Below are 21632 nucleotides of genomic sequence, written 5' to 3'. Positions count from 1 at the left end.
ACCATCAGCCTGCAACTAAACCAGCGATTTCAGACGATAGATCCATTCCAGCGCCTGGCGCGGCGACAGCGTGTCGGGATCTAACGCTTCCAGCGCCTCAACGGCCGGGGACGTCTCTTCAACCAGCAGCGGCAGCTGTGGGCCTTCCGCGCTGCCTGCGGCCGCGCTGGCCGAGCTGGCCTCCAGCTCTTTCAGCTTCTGCCGCGCGCGCTTGATCACTTCTTTCGGCACGCCTGCCAGCGCGGCAACGGCCAGTCCGTAACTTTTGCTGGCCGCGCCGTCCTGCACGCTGTGCATAAAGGCGATAGTGTCACCGTGCTCCACGGCATCCAGATGCACGTTGGCGACGCCTTCCATCTTCTCTTCCAGCGTGGTCAGCTCGAAATAGTGCGTGGCGAACAGCGTCATCGCTTTGATGCGATTCGCCAGGCTTTCCGCGCAGGCCCAGGCAAGAGAAAGACCGTCGTAGGTCGAGGTGCCGCGGCCGATCTCGTCCATCAACACCAGGCTGTATTCCGTCGCGTTATGCAGAATATTGGCGGTTTCGGTCATTTCGACCATAAAGGTTGAGCGACCGGAAGCGAGATCGTCCGCCGCGCCAACGCGGGTGAATATGCGGTCGATGGGGCCAATTACCGCTTCTTCCGCCGGAACGTAGCTGCCGATAAAGGCCATCAGCGCTATCAGCGCGGCCTGGCGCATATAGGTGCTTTTACCGCCCATGTTCGGCCCGGTGATCACCAACATGCGGCGCTGCGGTGACAGCGTCAGCGGGTTGGCGATAAACGGCTCTTTCAGCACCTGCTCGACCACCGGATGACGGCCGCCGGTCAGTCTGATGCCTGGCTTATCGGTAAAGGTTGGACAGTTGAAGTTCAGGGTCCAGGCGCGCTCGGCAAGGTTGCTCAATACGTCCAGCTCCGCCAGCGCGGCGGCGCTGATCTGTAGCGCTTCCAGATGCGGCAGCAGCAGATCGAACAGCCCGTCGTAAAGGGCCTTTTCCAGCGCCAGCGCCTTGCCTTTCGAGGTCAGAACCTTGTCTTCATACTCTTTCAGCTCGGGGATAATATAGCGCTCGGCGTTTTTCAGCGTCTGGCGACGCACGTAGTTGATCGGCACCAGATGGCTTTGCCCACGGCTGACCTGAATATAGTAGCCGTGTACGGCGTTAAAACCGACCTTGAGCGTATCCAGCCCCAGCTTTTCACGCTCGCGGATTTCCAGCTTGTCCAGATAGTCGGTGGCGCCGTCCGCCAGCGCGCGCCACTCGTCCAGCTCTTCGTTATAGCCTGGCGCAATCACGCCGCCGTCGCGCACCAGCACCGGCGGTGCATCGATAATGGCGTTTTCCAGCAGTTCGCGCAGCTCGTCGAACTGGCCCATCTGCTGGCGCAGCGTTTGCAGATGCGGCACGTCGCTGTCAACCAGCAGCGCGTCCAGCCCGGGCAGCTGCTGAAAAGCGTGACGCATCCTGGCCAGATCGCGCGGGCGCGCCGTGCGCAGCGCCAGCCTGGCGAGGATACGCTCCAGATCGCCGACCTGCCGCAGCAGCGGCGCCAGCTCGGCGGTAAAATCCTGTAGCGCGCCGATGCTTTGCTGCCGGTTGATAAGCGTTGCGGTGTCGCGGATCGGCATATGCAGCCAGCGTTTCAGCATGCGGCTGCCCATCGGCGTGACGGTTCTGTCCAGCACCGAAGCCAGCGTGTTATCGATGCCGCCCGCCAGGTTCTGGGTGATTTCCAGATTGCGGCGCGTGGCGGCGTCCATGATGATGCCGTCCTGCTGACGCTCCATCGTCAGCGAGCGGATATGCGGCAGCGAGGTGCGCTGGGTATCTTTTACATATTGCAGCAGGCAGCCTGCCGCACGCAGCGCAAACTGCGCCTGCTCGACGCCGAAACCGTTCAGATCGCGGGTGCCGAACTGCATGTTCAGCTGCTGGCGCGCGGTATCCACCTCGAACTCCCACAGCGGACGACGACGTAAGCCACGACGATTTTCAATCAGCGACATGGCGGCAAAATCTTCGGGATAGAGCAGCTCCGCCGGATTGGTGCGCTGTAGCTCTGCCGCCATCGTTTCCAGATCGCTCGGCTCCGCCAGGCGGAAGCGGCCGGAGCTGATATCCAGCGTGGCGTAGCCGAAGCCGCGCGAACCCTGCCAGATGGCCGCCAGCAAATTGTCCTGACGCTCCTGCAGCAGCGCTTCGTCGCTGATGGTGCCGGGCGTGACGATGCGCACCACTTTACGCTCGACCGGGCCTTTGCTCAGCGCCGGATCGCCGATCTGTTCGCAGATCGCCACCGACTCGCCCAGCTGCACCAGTTTCGCGAGGTAGTTTTCCACGGCATGATGCGGGACGCCAGCCATCGGGATCGGTTCGCCAGCGGAAGCGCCGCGTTTGGTCAGCGAGATTTCCAACAGCTGAGAGGCGCGTTTAGCATCGTCATAAAACAGCTCGTAAAAATCGCCCATGCGGTAGAACAGCAGGATCTCCGGATGCTCGGCTTTCAAACGCAGGTACTGCTGCATCATGGGCGTATGGGAAGAAAGATTGTCAGTGGTCATTATCAGGTCTTCTTTTCCAGTCCATTGAATATAAAGTCGGCGCGGGACGCTGAGTTTTACTTCAAAACGGTGATTGGGCAGGCGCGCCAGCGAGGTCAGCGCAGGTGACGGGCACGAGAGCGGCGCCTTTTTCTGAGGGCTATAGTAACGCAGCGCGATCGATGCTGTCACAGGTAAAAGCCAGAGACGGGCCGCAAAGCGTAAAAATAGAGGGGGTAAAATGCGATAGCGTTGGCGAAACCGTTTAGCGACAGAGGGTGAAGCGCAGCCCTGTCCGGCGACTACTGCGGTGCCGGAAAAGCGGAGCGAAGAAAGTCTTTATCAGCCGTGGCCGTTTTGCAGCGCCCAGACGGCCGCTTCCACCCGGGATTTCAGCTTCATTTTTTTCAGTAGATGTTTAACGTGCACTTTTACCGTGCTTTCAGTAATCGACAGCTTGCGGGCAATGGCTTTATTGGTCATCCCCAGCGTGATTAGCTTCAGAATATCGCGTTCGCGGCGCGTCAGCTGTTCCACATCGCGCGCTTCTGTCGGGCGTGATTCACGCAGGCTGGCCACCAGCACGTTGGTCAGCTTTTCGCTTAACACCATCTGGCCGGCGGCGGCCTGATGCAGCGCTTTCAGCAACGCTTCCGGCTCCATATCCTTCAGCAGATAACCATCCGCGCCGTGTTTTAACGCGTTTACCACGTCATCTTCATGATCGGAAACGCTGAATACCACGATGCGCCCGGAAAGCTCGATGGTGCGCAGCTGCACCAGCGTATCCAGCCCGTTCATGCCTGGCATATTTAAATCCAAAAGGATCAGGTCGGGGTCATGCTGTTCCGCCAGTACGACGCCCTGCGCGCCGTCGCTGGCTTCTGCGATAACCTGCAAACTTTCTTCCATTTCAATCAACTGTTTAACGCCGTTCCGCAGCAGCGGATGATCGTCAATCAGCAGGATAGTGGCGGCTTCTTCTTTCACGCTTGGATTTTCCACAGTCAGAGGGCGGCGAATGATTCCCGGTTAGCTTCTTAATCTTACCGATTAAAAACGTTAACCCTATACCACTAAGAGAGTAACCATAAATTTCTTCCTTCCGCAGTCTAACTGAAAAAAGCGCCCGCTGTGCGTAGTAATTACATGAATTTTATAAATATGTTTCCGATATGTCTCTACTCATCCAGGCGCAGCGGCAGCACGGAGGCAAAAGATCACCTGCATCCACGTTGATTTGCGTCAACCCGGCGTCAGAAGCGGTTAAGCAGAATGCGCTCCATTCAAACCGGAGATGACTATGACGCAACTTGCCCCTCTTCAACCCGAAGAAAATGGTGCCGTTATCCAGGACTGGCAGCCGGAAAACGAGCGGTTCTGGCAGCAGCGTGGAAAACGCATCGCCAACCGTAACCTGTGGATTTCCGTTTTCTGTTTGCTGCTCGCTTTCTGCGTCTGGATGCTGTTCAGCGCCGTTGCAGTGAACCTGAACAAAGTTGGCTTCACCTTTACCACCGAGCAGCTTTTTCTGCTGACGGCGCTGCCTTCCATTTCCGGCGCGCTGCTGCGGATCCCTTACTCTTTTGTGATCCCCGTGTTCGGCGGACGGCGCTGGACGGCTTTCAGCACCGGTATCCTGCTGGTCCCTTGCCTGTGGCTTGGGTTTGCTGTGCAGGACACCAGCACCGCTTTCAGCATTTTTGTGCTGATCGCGCTGCTGTGCGGCTTTGCGGGCGCGAACTTTGCCTCCAGCATGGGCAATATCAGCTTCTTTTTTCCTAAAGCGCAGCAGGGCGGGGCGCTGGGCATCAACGGCGGTCTGGGCAACCTGGGCGTCAGCGTAATGCAGTTCGCCGCCCCGCTGGCCGTTTCCATCGCCGTTTTCGGCGCCTTCGGCGGCGGCGCGCAGCACACCAGCAGCGGCGAAACGATCTGGCTGCAAAACGCCGCGTGGATCTGGGTGCCGTTCCTGCTTGTCGCGACGCTGGCGGCCTGGTTCGGCATGAACGACCTGGCGGCGGCGAAATCTTCTCTGCGCGAGCAGCTGCCGGTGCTGAAACGTGGCCACCTGTGGGTGATGGCGCTGCTTTACCTGGCGACTTTTGGCTCTTTTATCGGCTTTTCTGCCGGTTTCGCCATGCTCGCCAAAACGCAGTTTCCGGATATCAGCATTCTTCACTACGCCTTTTTCGGCCCGCTGCTGGGCGCGCTGGCGCGGTCGGCGGGCGGCATTATTTCCGACAGGCTGGGCGGCGTACGCGTGACGCTGGCTAACTTTGTGCTGATGGCGCTGTTTGCCGCGCTGCTGTTCCTGACGCTGCCGGGCGAAGGCACCAGCGGATCCTTTAGCGCCTTTTTCGCCGTGTTTATGGGGTTGTTTTTAACCGCCGGCCTGGGCAGCGGCTCGACCTATCAGATGATCGCCGTGATTTTCCGCAAGCTCACCCTGGAGAAGGCAAGCGCGGAAGGGAAAGGCATAGAGACCGCACAGCGGGAAGCAGTGACCGAAACCTCCGCCGCGCTTGGCTTTATTTCCGCTATCGGCGCGCTGGGCGGCTTTTTCATCCCGCAGACGTTTGGCCTTTCGCTGTCCATGCTGGGCACGCCGACGGGCGCGATGAAAATCTTCCTCGCCTTCTATCTGCTTTGCGTTGGCGTCACCTGGCTGGTTTACGGCCGCAAAAATAAATTTTGATAACGTGCGGAGGCAATGTCCCTCCGCCGCCTGAGCAATATCACCTAAGCCTTCAGGAGTTTTCCGGATGAGCAAATTTCTCGACAGGTTTCGCTACTTTAAACAGCTGGCGGAACCCTTTGCTGGTCAACACGGCCAGACACTCAACACCAATCGCGACTGGGAAGAGGGCTACCGTAGCCGCTGGCAGCACGATAAAATCGTGCGCTCCACGCATGGCGTAAACTGCACCGGCTCCTGCAGCTGGAAAATTTACGTCAAAAATGGCCTGGTCACGTGGGAAACGCAGCAAACCGACTATCCGCGCACCCGACCGGATTTGCCGAATCACGAGCCGCGCGGCTGTCCTCGCGGCGCCAGCTACTCCTGGTATCTCTACAGCGCCAACCGCCTGAAATATCCGCTGATGCGCAAAAAGCTGCTCAAGCTGTGGCGCGAAGCCAAAGCGGAGCATCAGGATCCGGTCGCGGCCTGGGGATCGATCGTCAGCGATCCGCAAAAAGCGCAGAGCTATAAGATCGCTCGCGGTCGCGGCGGCTTCGTCCGGTCAAGCTGGCAGGAGGTCAACGAGCTGATCGCGGCATCCAATATCTATACGGCGAAAACCTTCGGCCCGGATCGCATTATCGGCTTTTCACCGATCCCGGCGATGTCGATGGTTTCCTATGCCGCAGGCGCGCGCTATCTGTCGCTGATCGGCGGCGTCTGCCTGAGTTTTTATGACTGGTATTGCGATTTGCCGCCCGCTTCGCCCATGACCTGGGGCGAGCAGACCGACGTGCCGGAATCGGCCGACTGGTATAACTCTTCTTATATTATCGCCTGGGGCTCTAACGTGCCGCAGACGCGCACGCCGGATGCTCATTTCTTTACCGAGGTGCGCTACAAGGGCACCAAAACCGTGGCGATCACGCCTGACTATGCCGAGGTCGCCAAGCTGTGCGATCAGTGGCTGAATCCTAAGCAGGGCACCGACAGCGCGCTGGCGCTGGCTTTAGGACACGTGATGCTGAAGGAGTTTCACCTTGAGCGCGAGGTGCCCTATTTCCGTGACTACGTGCGCCGCTATACCGATATGCCGATGCTGGTGCTGCTGGAGCCGCGCGAGGGCGGCTACTACGCCGCCGGACGCCAGCTCCGCGCCAGCGATCTGATTGATAACCTGGGGCAGGAAAACAACCCGCAGTGGAAAACCATCGCCATCGACCAGGAGAGCGGTGAGCTGGTGGCGCCGCAGGGATCCATCGGCTATCGCTGGGGAGAAAAAGGCAAGTGGAACCTGGAGTCGCGTGAAGGTGGCTCGCAGCGGGAAGTCACGCTTCAGCTTAGCCTGCTGGGCAGCCATGACGAGATCGCCGAGGTCGGCTTTCCCTATTTCGGCGGCCTGGAAAGCGAAAACTTCAGCAGCGTGCCGCTGGAGGAGATCCTGCTGCACAAGCTGCCGGTGAAGCGTTTGCAGCTGGCCGACGGCAGCGCTGCGCTGGTCGCCAGCGTGTATGATCTGACGCTGGCGAACTACGGGCTGGATCGTGGTCTGCACGACGAAAACTGCGCAGGCAGCTATGACGAGATCAAAGCCTACAGCCCGGCCTGGGCCGAGCAGATCACCGGCGTGTCGCGGCAGAATATCATTCCGCTGGCGCGCGAGTTTGCCGACAACGCGGAAAAAACGCGTGGCCGCTCGATGATTATCGTCGGCGCCGGGATGAACCACTGGTATCACATGGATATGAACTACCGTGGGCTGATCAATATGCTGATCTTCTGCGGCTGCGTGGGGCAGAGCGGCGGCGGCTGGGCGCACTATGTCGGTCAGGAAAAACTGCGGCCGCAGACCGGTTGGACGCCGCTGGCTTTCGCGCTCGACTGGCAGCGTCCGCCGCGCCATATGAACAGCACCTCGTTCTTCTATAACCATTCCAGCCAGTGGCGCTACGAAACCGTGCAGACCAGCGAGCTGCTCTCGCCGCTGGCCGATAAAAAGCGCTACGGCGGCAGTTTAATCGACTTTAACGTGCGTTCCGAGCGCATGGGCTGGCTGCCTTCCGCGCCGCAGCTGAACGGCAATCCGCTGAACATCGCCGCGCAGGCGAAAGCGGCCGGGATGCCGCCGGTGGATTTCACCGTGGAAAGCCTGAAAACCGGCACGCTGCGCTTTGCCGCCGAGCAGCCGGACAATCCGCAGAACTTCCCGCGTAACCTGTTTGTCTGGCGCTCCAACCTGCTGGGATCGTCCGGCAAAGGCCATGAGTACATGCTCAAATATCTGCTGGGCACGGAAAACGGCATTCAGGGTAAAGATTTAGGCGTGCAGGGCGGCGTGAAGCCGGAAGAAGTGGAATGGCAGGAGAAAGGCGGCGAGGGCAAGCTGGATCTGGTGGTAACGCTGGATTTCCGCCTGTCCAGTACCTGTCTCTATTCCGATATCGTGCTGCCTACCGCCACCTGGTATGAAAAAGACGATATGAATACTTCGGATATGCATCCGTTTATTCATCCGCTGTCGGCGGCGGTCGATCCGGCCTGGGAAGCGAAAAGCGACTGGGAGATCTATAAAGGCATCGCCAAACGCTTCTCGGAGCTTTGTCCGGGGCATCTCGGTGTGGAAACCGATATCGTCACGCTGCCGGTGCAGCACGATTCGCCGGCGGAGCTGGCGCAGCCTTTTGACGTTAAAGAGTGGAAAAAAGGCGAGTGCGACCTGATCCCCGGCAAAACCGCGCCGCACATTATTGCCGTAGAGCGCGACTATCCGGCCACCTGGGAACGCTTTACCTCGCTTGGCCCGCTGCTGGACAAGCTGGGCAACGGCGGTAAGGGCATCAGCTGGAACACGCAAAAAGAGGTCGATTTCCTTAAAGAGCTGAACTACGTCAAGACGGATGGCCCGGCCGCTGGCCGGCCGAATATCGACAGCGCCATCGATGCGGCCGAGGTCATTTTATCCCTCGCGCCGGAAACCAACGGTCAGGTAGCGGTAAAAGCCTGGCAGGCGCTGAGCGACATTACCGGCCGCGACCACACTCACCTGGCGCTGAACAAAGAAGACGAAAAAATTCGCTTCCGCGATATTCAGGCGCAGCCGCGCAAAATTATCTCCAGCCCCACCTGGTCAGGACTGGAAGACGAGCACGTCTCCTATAACGCCTGTTATACCAACGTGCATGAGCTGATCCCGTGGCGCACGCTCAGCGGACGCCAGCAGCTTTATCAGGATCACGAGTGGATGCGCGCCTTTGGCGAAAGCCTGCTGGTTTATCGTCCCCCTATTGATACCAGGGCGGCCAGGCCTTTGCTGAACAAAAAGCCGAACGGCAATCCGGAAAAGGCGCTGAACTTCCTGACGCCGCACCAGAAATGGGGCATTCACTCTACCTACAGCGACAACCTGCTGATGCTGACGCTGTCGCGCGGCGGCCCTATCGTCTGGATGAGTGAAGAAGACGCGCAGGAGCTGGGGATTGCGGACAACGACTGGATTGAAGCCTTTAACGCCAACGGATCGCTGACCGCTCGCGCAGTGGTCAGCCAGCGCGTACCGGCAGGCATGACCATGATGTACCACGCGCAGGAACGCATTGTGAACATTCCCGGTTCGGAAATTACCGGCCAGCGCGGCGGCATTCATAACTCCGTGACCCGCGCCTGTCCTAAACCAACCCATATGATCGGCGGCTACGCGCAGCTTTCCTACGGCTTTAACTATTACGGCACCGTAGGGTCCAATCGCGATGAGTTTGTGGTGGTGCGCAAAATGAATCACGTTCACTGGCTGGACGGTGAAGGTAACGACGACTGCCAGGGCGGCAAGGGGAGAAAATCATGAAAATTCGCTCGCAGGTCGGCATGGTGCTGAATCTGGATAAATGTATCGGCTGCCACACCTGTTCCGTGACCTGCAAAAACGTCTGGACCAGCCGTGAAGGGATGGAATACGCCTGGTTTAACAACGTTGAAAGCAAGCCGGGCGTCGGCTATCCGCAGGCATGGGAAGATCAGGAAAAATGGAAGGGCGGCTGGATCCGTAAAATCAACGGCAGGCTGGTGCCGCGAATGGGCAACCGCGTCGGGCTGCTGTCGAAAATTTTCGCTAACCCGGATGTGCCCGCGCTGGACGATTACTATGAGCCGTTCGACTACGACTATCAGCATTTACACAATGCGCCCGCTGGTAAACATCAGCCGATAGCGCGGCCGCGCTCGCTGATCACCGGCAAGCGGATGAAAAAAATCGAAAATGGCCCGAACTGGGAAGAGATCCTTGGCGGCGAGTTTTCCAAACGCTCGCAGGATAAAAATTTCGATAACATCCAGAAAGAGATGTACGGCCAGTTTGAACACACCTTTATGGCCTATCTGCCGCGCCTGTGCGAGCACTGCCTGAACCCGGCGTGCGTGGCGACCTGCCCGAGCGGCGCCATCTATAAGCGCGGCGAAGACGGTATCGTGCTGATCGATCAGGACAAGTGTCGCGGCTGGCGCATGTGTCTGACCGGCTGTCCCTATAAAAAAATCTACTTCAACTGGAAAAGCGGTAAATCGGAGAAGTGTATTTTCTGCTATCCGCGTATTGAAGCGGGCCAGCCCACGGTCTGTTCCGAAACCTGCGTAGGGCGCATCCGCTATCTTGGCGTGCTTTTGTACGACGCGGATCGCATTGAAGAAGCGGCAGCGAGCGAGCATGAACAGGATCTTTATGAAAGCCAGAGAGCGATCTTCCTCGATCCCCACGATCCCGATGTGGTTGCCGAAGCGTTAAAAGAAGGCATCCCGCAAAGCGTGATTGACGCAGCGCAACGCTCGCCGGTTTATAAAATGGCGATGGAGTGGAAGCTGGCGCTGCCGCTGCATCCGGAATACCGCACGCTGCCGATGGTCTGGTACGTGCCGCCGCTGTCGCCCATTCAGAGCGCGGCGGACGCGGGCGACCTGCCGCACAACGGTATTCTGCCGGACGTGGAAAGCCTGCGCATTCCCGTGCAGTACCTGGCGAACCTGCTGACGGCGGGCGATACCGCGCCGGTTTTGCTGGCGCTAAAGAGAATGCTGGCCATGCGTCATTATAAACGCGCGGAAACCGTCGATAACCTTGTCGACACGCGGGCGCTGGAACAGGTTGGCTTAAGCGAAGCGCAGGCGCAGGAGATGTACCGCTATCTGGCCATCGCCAATTACGAAGATCGTTTCGTGGTGCCTTCCAGCCATCGTGAACTGGCGCGGGAAGCCTTCCCGGAAAGCAAAGGCTGCGGCTTCAGCTTCGGCGATGGCTGCCACGGCAGCGACGGTCGCTTCAACCTGTTTAACAGCCGCCGTATCGACGCGATTGATATTGGCAAAAAAACGCAGGAGGAGCAGCCATGATTACACTACGTATCGTCGCCCGGCTGCTGGATTATCCCGATGAAGCGCTCTTTACGCATCAGGCTGAAATGCTGGCGGCGCTGGAAGCGGGCAGCGAGCTTGATGCCGCGCAGCGCGCGCAGCTCACCGATTTTATTACGGAATTCTGCGCAGGCTCGCTGCTGGACAGGCAGGCCGACTATTGCGAGCTGTTCGATCGCGGTCGGGCCACCTCTTTGCTGCTGTTCGAGCATGTTCACGGCGAGTCGCGCGATCGCGGCCAGGCAATGGTCGATCTGCTGGAGCAATATCGCGCCGACGGCCTGGAGCTGAGCGCGAAAGAGCTGCCCGATTTTCTGCCGCTCTATCTGGAGTATCTGGCCAGCCTTGACGTCACCCGCGCCCGCGCTGGCCTGGCCGACGTGGCGCCAATCCTCGCGCTGCTGGCCGCCAGGCTAAAACAGCGCCAAAGCCGCTATAGCGAGCTGTTCACCGTGCTGCTGGCGCTCTCCGGCGCCGGGCTGGCGGTAGATGACCTGACGCCGAAAATCCATAAAGAGGCCCGCGACGATACGCCAGCGGCGCTGGATGCGGTCTGGGAAGAGGAACAGATTAAGTTTCTCGGCGAGCAGGGCTGTGCTTCCGCCCAACAGGCCGCGCATCAGCGCCGCTTTGCCGACGCCGTCGCGCCGCAGTATCTGGACGTGGCGGCAATGACAACATCCACGGGGCGTTCATCATGAATTTTCTCTCAGGTTTCTTTTTCGATATTTATCCTTATATCGCAGGCAGCGTTTTCCTGATTGGCAGCTGGCTGCGCTACGACTATGGCCAGTACAGCTGGCGCGCCGGCTCCAGCCAGATGCTGGATAAAAAAGGGATGCGGCTCGCCTCCAACCTGTTTCATATCGGCATCATCGGCATTCTCTTCGGCCATTTCGTCGGCCTGCTGACGCCGCACTGGATGTACGAGGCTTTTCTGCCGATCGCCGCCAAGCAGAAGCTGGCGATGGTGGCCGGCGGCGTTTGCGGTTTGCTGACGCTGGCGGGCGGCGCGCTGCTGCTTAAGCGTCGCCTGCTCAATCCGCGCGTCAGGGCCACCAGCAGCGCCGGCGATATCCTGATCCTGACGCTGCTGGTAGCACAGGCCACACTGGGGCTGCTGACCATTCCTTTCTCCGCGCAGCATATGGACGGCAGCGAAATGATGAAGCTGGTCGGCTGGGCGCAGGCGATCGTGACCTTCCATGCGGGCGCGTCGCAGCATCTGGAAGGCGTGGCGCTGATTTACCGCGTGCATATGGTACTGGGCATGACGCTGTTCCTGCTGTTTCCGTTCTGCCGCCTGGTGCATATCTGGAGCGTGCCGCTGGAATATTTGACGCGGCGCTATCAGCTGGTACGCAATCGCCGTTAGTTGTGCGGCGTTACCTTGTGCAAAAAAGGCGATCGTCTGGTTTGTTGCCAAAATGTTGAGATGTGGGTCAGCGTATCCGTTTTCCGTCTCGACTACACTGCCTGTTCTTCCGGGCCGCTCTCGCGGCTCGTTTACTTTGCTTCGCGATGAAGCCGAGCGTTTTAACAAGGCAGGAAACCAGATGATCATTTCCGCATCAACGGATTACCGGGCAGCGGCACGGCGCAGGCTGCCGCCTTTCCTTTTCCACTATATCGACGGCGGTGCCTATAGCGAGCACACCCTCAGGCGCAATACCGCCGATCTGGCCGATATCGCGCTACGCCAGCGCATCCTGAAAAATATGGCCGAGCTGAGCCTGGAAACCACGCTGTTCGACGAGAAGCTGGCGATGCCGGTCATTCTCGCGCCGGTAGGACTGACGGGCATGTATGCACGGCGTGGCGAAGTGCAGGCGGCGCGCGCGGCGGCAAAAATGGGCATTCCCTTTACGCTTTCCACCGTTTCCGTCTGTCCCATCGAAGAGGTCGCGCCGGCGATTTCACGGCCTATGTGGTTCCAGCTTTACGTCTTAAAAGACCGTGGCTTTATGCGAAACGCGCTGGAGCGGGCCAAAGCCGCAGGGGTAAAAACGCTGGTCTTTACCGTGGATATGCCGGTGCCTGGCGCGCGCTACCGCGATGCGCATTCCGGCATGAGCGGGCCGAATGCGGCTTTCCGCCGGATGGTGCAGGCCATGCTGCATCCGCAGTGGGCGTGGGATGTGGGCCTGAACGGCAAGCCGCACGATCTGGGCAATGTCTCGGCCTATCGCGGCCATCCGACCACGCTGGAAGACTACATTGGCTGGCTGGGCGCCAACTTCGATCCCTCTATCTCCTGGAAAGATTTGGAGTGGATCCGTGAGTTCTGGCAAGGGCCAATGATCATTAAGGGCATTCTCGATCCGCAGGATGCGAAGGATGCCGTGAGCTTCGGCGCCGATGGCATTGTGGTGTCTAACCACGGCGGCCGTCAGCTGGACGGCGTGCTTTCTACCGCGCGTGCGCTGCCCGCCATTGCCGATGCGGTAAAAGGCGACATTAAGATCCTGGCGGATTCAGGGATACGAACCGGGCTGGACGTGGTGCGGATGCTGGCGCTGGGCGCGGACAGCGTGCTGCTGGGCCGAGCCTTTGTCTATGCGCTGGCCGCAGCGGGCGAAGCTGGCGTGGTGAATCTGCTCTCGCTGATGGAAAAAGAGATGCGCGTGGCGATGACGCTGACCGGGGCGAAATCGGTAGCCGCTATCAGCCGCGAGTTGCTGACGCTGTAAAGGTCGGCGGGCGAGGGCGCCTGCCGACAGCACAGACTAGCTGGCGTTTAGCCCGCTGTAAGAGCGCCAGTGGTCAAAATAGATGTGGTCAGCCTGGAAATCGGCCGTTTCGGTATCGTCGGTCAGGCGCCAGGCCAGCTGAAAGGCGAACTCAAAACTTTTGCCCAGCCCTTTGCCGCTCAGCAGGTTGCCGTCTTCCACCACCTCCTCCGCACTATAAACGCCATCGGTAACGCCCTTATACAAATCGCCTGAGCAGGTATAGCGACGGCCCTTCAACAGATGATTGCCGCCCAGCACGCGCGCGGCAGCGGAACAGATCGGCGCAATCCATTTTCCCGCTTCGTCATGACGGCGAATAAACGCCGTGACCAGCGGGTTGGCCGCCAGGTTAACGGTGCCTTCCGGCCCGCCAGGGATAACCACGGCGTCAAACTCTTTATCCAGGCCCGCCAGCAGAACATCCGCTACCACCGGCACGGCATGGTAGCTGGGCACCTCACGCGTATCATGGCAGGCGACAGTCGTTACCTTAACGTGCAGACGGTTTAATATATCAATAATAATAAAGGCCTCCGCCTCTTCGAATCCCGGCGCCAGCAGCACCGCAGCCTGTTTGCTCATTACTCCTCCTGATTTGATAAAATGCTATTTTCTATTAAATGAAATGACGTTTTATTTTAATGGCAGCAGCGAGTTTACGCCGTCTGGCCGCGCAGGAAAAGAGAAAGGAAAAAAGCGGCAGATTTACATAACATCTGTTTTCAGAATGGCTGGCGATGTTCTAACATGAATGCTACTTTTCCGTTTTGCACTCTGGATATTCAATGCGTTATCTGGCCTCATTTTTGCCCGCGCTGCTGCTGCTTTCCGCCTGCAGCAGTAAAGCCCCTGCGCCTGAGCCTCACGGCAATCCTTTTCGGGGCAACAACAGCTTTTTACTGGATCCCGAGCATAACGTAGCGCCGCTGGACGGCGATTTCGCCAACAGCCCGACGGCCGAAGCCTTTATCGATAAAATGGTGCGCGAACACGGTTTTAACCGTCAGCAGCTGCATAACGTGCTGGCACAGGCGAAGCGGCTGGATTGGGTGCTGCGGCTGATGGATCGGCAGGCGCCTTCTTATCAGGCACCCTCCGGCCCGAACGGCGCCTGGATCCGCTATCGCAAAAAATTTATCGTGCCGGATAACGTGCAGAACGGCGTCCAGTTCTGGAATCAATATCAGGACGCGCTCAATCGTGCCTCGGAAGTTTACGGCGTGCCGCCGGAAATCATCGTCGGCATTATTGGCGTCGAAACCCGCTGGGGACGCGTAATGGGTAAAACGCGCATTATCGATGCGCTGGCGACGCTGGCGTTCGCCTATCCTCGTCGCGCCGAGTACTTTAGCGGCGAGCTGGAAACCTTCCTGCTGATGGCGAAAGAAGAGAACGACGATCCGCTTGATTTACGCGGTTCGTTCGCTGGCGCCATGGGCTACGGCCAGTTTATGCCTTCTGCCTTTAAGCAATACGCCGTTGATTTCAATGGCGACGGCCATATCAATCTTTGGGATCCTGTAGACGCAATAGGCAGCGTGGCCCACTATTTCAGCGCGCACGGCTGGATAAAAGGCGGCACCGTAGCCGTACCGGCTAACGGCGAAGCGCCGCAGCTGGAAACGGGCTTCAAAACCCGCTATACGGCCGCGCAGCTCTCTGCCGCCGGTTTGTCGCCGCAGGTGCCGCTACAGGACAATCAGCAGGTCAGCCTGCTGCGTTTTGATATGGGCACTTACTATCAATACTGGTACGGGTTGCCGAATTTTTACGTTATTACCCGCTATAACCACAGCAATCACTATGCGATGGCCGTGTGGCAGCTGGGCCAGGCCGTACGCGACGCCCGTCAGTAACGTCAGTTTTACCTCCCGATCGCCCGGCGGCGCGTTGCCGGGCAATCGCCTGTTTCTACAACGCTTTTCCTGACTGACTTTATGAAAGCGGTTCGCAAATCCCGCCTTTGTCTCTTCGTGCCTGGCTAAAAAGTGCTAATCTTCATTCTTACGATAAGCAAGCAGGGAACAAGAATGACGGACAGCGAATTGCGCCTGTTAAGCCAGGAAATCGGTCAGCATTTACAGCGCCTTAATGCCACGGTTACCGCGGCGGAATCCTGTACGGGCGGTTGGATAGCAAAAGTGATTACCGACGTCGCCGGCAGTTCACAATGGTTTGAGCGGGGCTTTGTCACCTACAGCAATGAGGCCAAGCAGACGCTGGTGGGCGTGACGGCCGCCTCGCTGGAAAGCTTTGGCGCGGTCAGCGAACAGGTGGTGACAGAGATGGCGGAAGGGGCGCTTAAACAGGCCTGCGCGCAGTATGCCGTAGCCGTCAGCGGCATCGCTGGCCCCGATGGCGGAACGGCAGGAAAACCGGTGGGAACGGTGTGGTTCGGCTTCGCAGCGGAAGGCGCTAACTCGCTGGCGCAGCGCAAAATTTTTGCGGGCGACAGAGAGGCCGTTCGACGTCAGGCCACGGCTTATGCGCTGTTGACGCTACGTGACCATTTTCTTAAAAATTAAGCTTGATACTGTATGACTATACAGTATAATTGCACCCATATTGATTGAGACACGAAGCCGCGAAAGCGTGCTTTACCCCCGCGTGATTAGGAGTGGAAATGGCTATTGACGAAAACAAGCAAAAAGCACTGGCAGCAGCGCTGGGCCAGATTGAAAAGCAATTTGGTAAAGGCTCCATCATGCGCCTGGGTGAAGACCGCACTATGGATGTGGAAACCATCTCTACCGGTTCGCTTTCGCTGGATATCGCGCTGGGCGCGGGCGGCCTGCCAATGGGCCGTATCGTCGAAATTTACGGGCCGGAATCTTCCGGTAAAACCACGCTGACGTTACAGGTTATCGCGTCTGCACAGCGCAAGGGCAAAACCTGCGCCTTTATCGATGCCGAGCATGCGCTCGATCCGGTTTACGCTAAAAAGCTGGGCGTGGACATTGATAATCTGCTCTGCTCGCAGCCGGACACCGGTGAGCAGGCGCTGGAAATCTGTGATGCGCTGGCGCGTTCCGGCGCGGTTGACGTAATCATCGTTGACTCCGTGGCGGCGCTGACGCCGAAAGCGGAAATCGAAGGCGAAATCGGCGACTCGCATATGGGTCTGGCGGCTCGTATGATGAGCCAGGCTATGCGTAAGCTGGCCGGTAACCTGAAGAACTCCAACACGCTGCTGATCTTCATCAACCAGATCCGTATGAAAATCGGCGTGATGTTCGGTAACCCGGAAACCACTACCGGCGGTAACGCGCTGAAATTCTACGCCTCTGTCCGTCTGGATATCCGCCGTATCGGCGCGATTAAAGAGGGTGACGAAGTCGTCGGTAGCGAAACCCGCGTGAAAGTGGTGAAAAACAAAATCGCCGCGCCGTTCAAGCAGGCTGAGTTCCAGATTATGTACGGCGAAGGCATCAATATCTACGGCGAGCTGGTAGACCTTGGCGTGAAGCACAAGCTGATTGAAAAAGCGGGTGCCTGGTACAGCTACAACGGCGATAAAATCGGTCAGGGTAAGGCAAACGCCGGCAACTTCCTGAAAGAGAACCCGGCTGTGGCTACCGAGATCGAAAACAAGCTGCGCGCTACGCTGATGAACAATCCGGACACCACGCCAGACTTCGTGGCTGACAAAGATGATGCCAATGAAGCCAGCGAAACTAACGAAAACTTCTGATTAGCAGCCCGCGAGGGCAGATAGTCGGAAAGCGCTGAAAAGGAGTGGCCCTGTGCCGCTCCTTTTTTATTTTCGACTTACGCTTTCTGAACCAGCTTGTTACGGCAGCAGCCAGGTTCTTTCTATTGCGCACACGCGCAAAAGAGCATTGTTTTCAGCGCTGTGAACCGCCCAGGCGAGTTTTTTTCCAGCGAACGAGCTGCCTTGTACTGATTTTTCCAGGGTACGAGTCGCCAGGCGCTACCTGTTTTAGCGTTACGAAACGCCTTGTATCACCTGTTTCCCGCTTACAAATCGCCTTTGCCGCCTTTCTCCACACATTAGCCAAAGCGCTTTGTTTCTTTTGCGGTTCCTCGCTACCCTTACCATGAGTTAATTTTTTGCATAACCGGAGCAAGATGTCTGACGCCACCGAACGAAGCCAGTTTACCCGCCTGTTAGATCGGGCCATGCGCATTCTGGCCATGCGCGATCACAGCGAGGCGGAATTTCGCCGCAAGCTTTCGCTCTCTGCAGAGCGGGCCGCGATGTATGCTAAAACGCAGGCGCAGCAGCCTGAACCCGTTACGCCAGAGCAAATCGATCGGGTCGTCGCCTGGTGTTATGAAAGCAATTATCTGGACGATGCCCGCTTTGCGGAGCGCTTTGTCGCCAGCCGCAGCCGTAAGGGCTACGGCCCGCAGCGCATCCGTATGGAGCTGGGGCAGAAGGGCGTGGCGAAGCCGCTGATCGATGAAACGCTGGCCAAAACGGAAATCGACTGGCAGCAAATGGCGTTCGACTCGGCGGAGCGGAAGTTTGGCCTGCCGCTGCCGACCGAATGGAAGGAAAAAGCCAAAGTGCAGCGCTATTTAATGACTAAAGGCTTCTTTTCCGAAGATATCCGCAGCGTTTTTTCAAATTTTGAAGATTGAGCGCCAATGGGATTTTACTTCGCACCGAAGAAAATTTATCTTATTCACCACTTTTTGTTCGTGTGTTGCTTAGCCTTACGGCAGGTTTAAACCCACGAAACGTTCGTTAGCGTGATTCCAGGACAATTATGAGCAAGAGCACTGCGGAGATTCGCCAGGCGTTTCTCGACTTTTTCCATAGCAAGGGACATCAGGTTGTAGCCAGTAGCTCCCTCGTCCCGACTAATGACCCGACGCTGCTGTTTACCAACGCCGGGATGAACCAGTTTAAAGACGTTTTCCTGGGCCAGGACAAGCGCAGCTACTCGCGCGCAACCACCTCGCAGCGCTGCGTGCGCGCAGGCGGTAAACATAATGACCTGGAAAACGTTGGCTATACCGCCCGTCACCATACCTTCTTTGAAATGCTGGGCAACTTCAGCTTCGGCGACTATTTCAAACGCGAAGCTATCGGTTTTGCGTGGGAGCTGCTGACCAGCGCGCAGTGGTTTAACCTGCCGAAAGAGAAGCTGTGGGTTACCGTCTACGAAACCGATGATGAAGCCTTCAATATCTGGGCAGATGAAATCGGCGTGCCGCGTGAACGTATTATCCGCATCGGCGATAACAAGGGCGGCGCTTACGCCTCTGATAACTTCTGGCAGATGGGCGACACCGGCCCGTGTGGCCCGTGCAGCGAAATCTTCTTTGACCACGGCGACCATATCTGGGGCGGCCCGCCGGGCAGTCCGGAAGAGGACGGCGATCGCTTTATTGAGATCTGGAACATCGTCTTTATGCAGTTCAACCGTCAGCCTGACGGCACCATGCTGCCGCTGCCGAAGCCTTCCGTCGATACCGGTATGGGCCTGGAGCGTATCTCCGCCGTGTTGCAGCACGTTAACTCCAACTACGAAATCGATCTGTTCCAGAAGCTGATCAAGGCTGTTGCAGAAGCGACTGGCGCCACCGATCTGAGCAGCAAATCACTGCGCGTCATTGCCGACCATATCCGTTCCTGCGCTTTCCTGATTTGCGATGGCGTGATCCCATCCAACGAAAACCGCGGCTACGTGCTGCGCCGCATTATTCGCCGCGCTATTCGTCACGGCAACATGCTGGGCGCGCAGGGGTCCTTCTTCTGGAAACTGGTAGCGCCGCTGATTGACGTTATGGGCGCAGCGGGCGAAGAGCTGGCGAAGCAGCAGGCTCAGGTTGAGCAGGTGCTGAAAACCGAAGAAGAGCAGTTTGCGAAAACGCTGGAGCGCGGTCTGGCGCTGCTGGACGAAGAGCTGGAGAAGCTGCAGGGCGACACGCTGGACGGTGAAACCGTTTTCCGCCTGTATGACACCTTTGGCTTCCCGGTCGATTTAACCGCCGACGTCTGTCGCGAGCGTAATCTGAAAATTGACGAAGCGGGCTTCGAGAAAGCGATGGAGCAGCAGCGTCAGCGTGCTCGTGAAGCCAGTGGCTTTGGCGCGGACTACAGCAACGTTATCCGCATTGATGAAGCCTCGACCTTCAAAGGTTATGACCAGCTTGAGCTGAGCGCGACCGTTACCGCTATCTTTGTGGACGGTCAGCCTGCAAATGCGATTGCCGCCGGTCAGGAAGGCGTTATCGTGCTGGATGAAACGCCATTCTACGGCGAATCAGGCGGCCAGGTAGGCGATACCGGCGAGCTGCGTAACAACGACGCGGTGTTCACCGTTACCGACACGCAAAAATATGCGCAGGCGATTGGTCATATCGGCAAGCTGGCTTCCGGTCAGCTGCGGGTCGGCGATCGTCTGGCCGCGCACGTGGACGAAGAGCGTCGCGCGCGTATTCGTCTGAATCACTCAGCGACGCACCTGTTACACGCTGCGCTACGTCAGGTTCTGGGCCATCATGTGGCACAGAAAGGCTCACTGGTGAACGATAAATATCTGCGCTTCGACTTCTCCCATTCTGAAGCGATGAAGCCGCAGGAAATCCGTCAGGTTGAGGAAATCGTCAACGCACAGATCCGCCGTAACCTGGCGGTCGACACCAATGTGATGGAGCTGGAAAAAGCGAAAGCGCTGGGCGCGATGGCGCTGTTTGGCGAAAAATATGACGATCGCGTCCGCGTGCTGACGATGGGCGATTTCTCTACCGAACTTTGCGGCGGCACGCACGCCAGCCGCACGGGCGATATCGGCCTGTTCCGCATCACCTCTGAAGCCGGTACGGCGGCAGGTATTCGCCGTATTGAAGCGGTGACGGGCGAAGGCGCGTTAAAGCAGATGTATGCCCAGAGCGAGCAGCTGCAGGAGATCGCTCACCTGGTGAAAGCCAACAGCAGCAATCTGAATGAAAAAGTGCGTGGCCTGATGGATAACGTCCGCGCGCTGGAAAAAGAACTGCAGCAGCTGAAAGATCAGCAGGCCGCGCAGGAGAGCGCTTCTCTCAGCAGTAAAGCTATCGACGTCAAGGGCGTTAAGCTGCTGGTAAGCGAGTTGACCAACGTCGAGCCGAAAATGCTGCGTACGATGGTGGACGATCTGAAGAACCAGCTGAAGTCAGCCGTTATCGTGCTGGCTACCGTTGCGGAAGGAAAGGTTTCGCTGATTGCCGGCGTAACCAAAGATGTAACCGATCGCGTGAAAGCCGGCGAGCTGGTGGGCGAGCTGGCTCAGCAGGTTGGCGGTAAGGGCGGCGGCCGCCCGGATATGGCTCAGGCCGGCGGCACCGATGCCGGAGCACTACCAGGGGCTCTGGCCGGTGTTGAAAGCTGGGTGGCGGCAAAACTGTAACACTATAAAAAGGCATCCCGGAAAGCGCGGTGGGGCAGGGCTTCACCGCGTCATTCTGTCAGATGTTATCGCAAAAAACACAAAGTCAGGTTGATGGTGTGTATTTCGGCTAAACTAAGTATCAGCAGAATGTATTACCGTGATGATGCACTTGTTGTGCATTTGTCATAGTCTATATTTAGCGTTATATGATGGATAATGCCGGGCGACAGTTAACCCGACTCTTTTAATCTTTCAAGGAGCAAAGAATGCTTATTCTAACTCGTCGAGTTGGTGAAACCCTCATGATCGGTGATGAGGTGACTGTAACGGTGCTGGGAGTAAAAGGGAATCAGGTTCGCATCGGTGTGAATGCCCCTAAAGAAGTTTCGGTTCATCGCGAAGAGATTTATCAGCGTATTCAGGCCGAAAAAACTCAGCAAACGAGTTACTAACGGATCCAGCGCCTTGCCGCCCAGGCGAGGCGCTACCGGTTTTGTCCTTCTTTCCCGCCTTTCTTTGTTTTTCTTTCGCTGTATCTCTTCGGGCCTGTACACACTTCCTTGCTGTGAAAGGGCCGATTATTGTTGATAAATCACTCTTTTTGCTTTCCAAATACCCATTTTGGCTGGGAAATGCGCAATCAAACGCGAGAGTGAAAAAATATGTTTGACTTATAAGGCCCAGAAAGTAATATGTGCGCCACGCAGTGCCGATGAGCAGAAACAAGTTCAGAAGCACAGCTCGATAAGAGCGCGTATGGTGAGGTGGCCGAGAGGCTGAAGGCGCTCCCCTGCTAAGGGAGTATGCGGTCAAAAGCTGCATCCGGGGTTCGAATCCCCGCCTCACCGCCATTTGCATCCGTAGCTCAGCTGGATAGAGTACTCGGCTACGAACCGAGCGGTCGGAGGTTCGAATCCTCCCGGATGCACC

15 protein-coding genes and 2 tRNA genes are annotated in these 21632 nt (G+C 57.7%); 14 read left to right on the top strand and 3 right to left on the bottom strand.

The genetic code is table 11. The features are described from left to right. Positions 1-15: 15 nt before the first annotated feature. Together mutS and narL are read right to left on the bottom strand one after the other, a co-directional pair. On the bottom strand, positions 16-2568 hold the full coding sequence (gene mutS, locus ACMGEE_RS08105) for a DNA mismatch repair protein MutS (protein ID WP_301252620.1): 2553 nt from the start codon (positions 2566-2568) through the stop codon (positions 16-18). Positions 2569-2889: 321 nt separating this feature from the next. Continuing rightward, positions 2890-3537, bottom strand: coding sequence for a two-component system response regulator NarL (narL, locus tag ACMGEE_RS08100; protein WP_253458950.1), 648 nt, complete (start codon positions 3535-3537; stop codon positions 2890-2892). Positions 3538-3850: 313 nt separating this feature from the next. Between narL and ACMGEE_RS08095 the strand changes: the two genes are divergently transcribed. The 6 genes from ACMGEE_RS08095 to lldD all read left to right on the top strand — a co-directional run bounded on the left by ACMGEE_RS08095 (position 3851) and on the right by lldD (position 13317). Continuing rightward, complete coding sequence (locus tag ACMGEE_RS08095; protein ID WP_253458953.1) at positions 3851-5245, top strand: NarK family nitrate/nitrite MFS transporter; 1395 nt, start codon at positions 3851-3853, stop codon at positions 5243-5245. Positions 5246-5312: 67 nt separating this feature from the next. Continuing rightward, on the top strand, positions 5313-9071 hold the full coding sequence (locus tag ACMGEE_RS08090) for a nitrate reductase subunit alpha (RefSeq protein ID WP_436829875.1): 3759 nt from the start codon (positions 5313-5315) through the stop codon (positions 9069-9071). Next, positions 9068-10606 (top strand): nitrate reductase subunit beta, encoded by a 1539-nt coding sequence (narH, locus tag ACMGEE_RS08085; RefSeq protein WP_253458958.1) that lies wholly within the window; start codon positions 9068-9070, stop codon positions 10604-10606. Before ACMGEE_RS08090 ends, narH begins: the two co-directional genes overlap by 4 nt. Beyond that, complete coding sequence (gene narJ / locus ACMGEE_RS08080; protein ID WP_253458961.1) at positions 10603-11328, top strand: nitrate reductase molybdenum cofactor assembly chaperone; 726 nt, start codon at positions 10603-10605, stop codon at positions 11326-11328. The genes narH and narJ overlap by 4 nt, the downstream gene beginning before the upstream one ends. Next, positions 11325-12002, top strand: a complete 678-nt coding sequence (narI, locus tag ACMGEE_RS08075; RefSeq protein ID WP_301252613.1) for a respiratory nitrate reductase subunit gamma — start codon at positions 11325-11327, stop codon at positions 12000-12002. Before narJ ends, narI begins: the two co-directional genes overlap by 4 nt. Positions 12003-12183: 181 nt before the next feature. Next, positions 12184-13317 (top strand): FMN-dependent L-lactate dehydrogenase LldD, encoded by a 1134-nt coding sequence (gene lldD, locus ACMGEE_RS08070; RefSeq protein WP_436829874.1) that lies wholly within the window; start codon positions 12184-12186, stop codon positions 13315-13317. 36 nt (positions 13318-13353) lie between these two features. Here the strand turns inward: lldD and ACMGEE_RS08065 are convergent, their stop codons facing one another. Then, positions 13354-13941 (bottom strand): DJ-1/PfpI family protein, encoded by a 588-nt coding sequence (locus ACMGEE_RS08065; RefSeq protein WP_253458972.1) that lies wholly within the window; start codon positions 13939-13941, stop codon positions 13354-13356. A 203-nt stretch (positions 13942-14144) separates the two neighbouring features. Between ACMGEE_RS08065 and mltB the strand changes: the two genes are divergently transcribed. The 8 genes from mltB (at position 14145) to ACMGEE_RS08025 (ending at position 21630) form a co-directional block, all read left to right on the top strand. Next, positions 14145-15215, top strand: a complete 1071-nt coding sequence (gene mltB / locus ACMGEE_RS08060; protein WP_253458975.1) for a lytic murein transglycosylase B — start codon at positions 14145-14147, stop codon at positions 15213-15215. A 174-nt stretch (positions 15216-15389) separates the two neighbouring features. After that, positions 15390-15884: a nicotinamide-nucleotide amidase gene (gene pncC / locus ACMGEE_RS08055; protein ID WP_253458978.1), complete on the top strand. Its 495-nt coding sequence runs from the start codon at positions 15390-15392 to the stop codon at positions 15882-15884. A gap of 98 nt (positions 15885-15982) precedes the next feature. After that, positions 15983-17050 (top strand): recombinase RecA, encoded by a 1068-nt coding sequence (gene recA / locus ACMGEE_RS08050; protein ID WP_253458981.1) that lies wholly within the window; start codon positions 15983-15985, stop codon positions 17048-17050. A gap of 398 nt (positions 17051-17448) precedes the next feature. Beyond that, on the top strand, positions 17449-17964 hold the full coding sequence (locus ACMGEE_RS08045; RefSeq protein ID WP_301730144.1) for a regulatory protein RecX: 516 nt from the start codon (positions 17449-17451) through the stop codon (positions 17962-17964). A gap of 128 nt (positions 17965-18092) precedes the next feature. After that, positions 18093-20720 (top strand): alanine--tRNA ligase, encoded by a 2628-nt coding sequence (gene alaS / locus ACMGEE_RS08040; protein WP_253458987.1) that lies wholly within the window; start codon positions 18093-18095, stop codon positions 20718-20720. Positions 20721-20968: 248 nt separating this feature from the next. After that, positions 20969-21154, top strand: a complete 186-nt coding sequence (csrA, locus tag ACMGEE_RS08035) for a carbon storage regulator CsrA (protein ID WP_004155916.1) — start codon at positions 20969-20971, stop codon at positions 21152-21154. A 306-nt stretch (positions 21155-21460) separates the two neighbouring features. Then, a tRNA-Ser gene (locus tag ACMGEE_RS08030) sits at positions 21461-21553 on the top strand. A gap of 3 nt (positions 21554-21556) precedes the next feature. Further along, a tRNA-Arg gene (locus ACMGEE_RS08025) sits at positions 21557-21630 on the top strand. Positions 21631-21632 lie beyond the last annotated feature (2 nt).

The organism is Erwinia artemisiae, from assembly GCF_051400835.1.
GTDB classification, from domain to species: domain Bacteria; phylum Pseudomonadota; class Gammaproteobacteria; order Enterobacterales; family Enterobacteriaceae; genus Erwinia; species Erwinia aeris.
The sequence above is the reverse complement of the archived record's forward strand: the minus strand, read 5'-3'. Positions and strand labels throughout refer to the sequence as shown.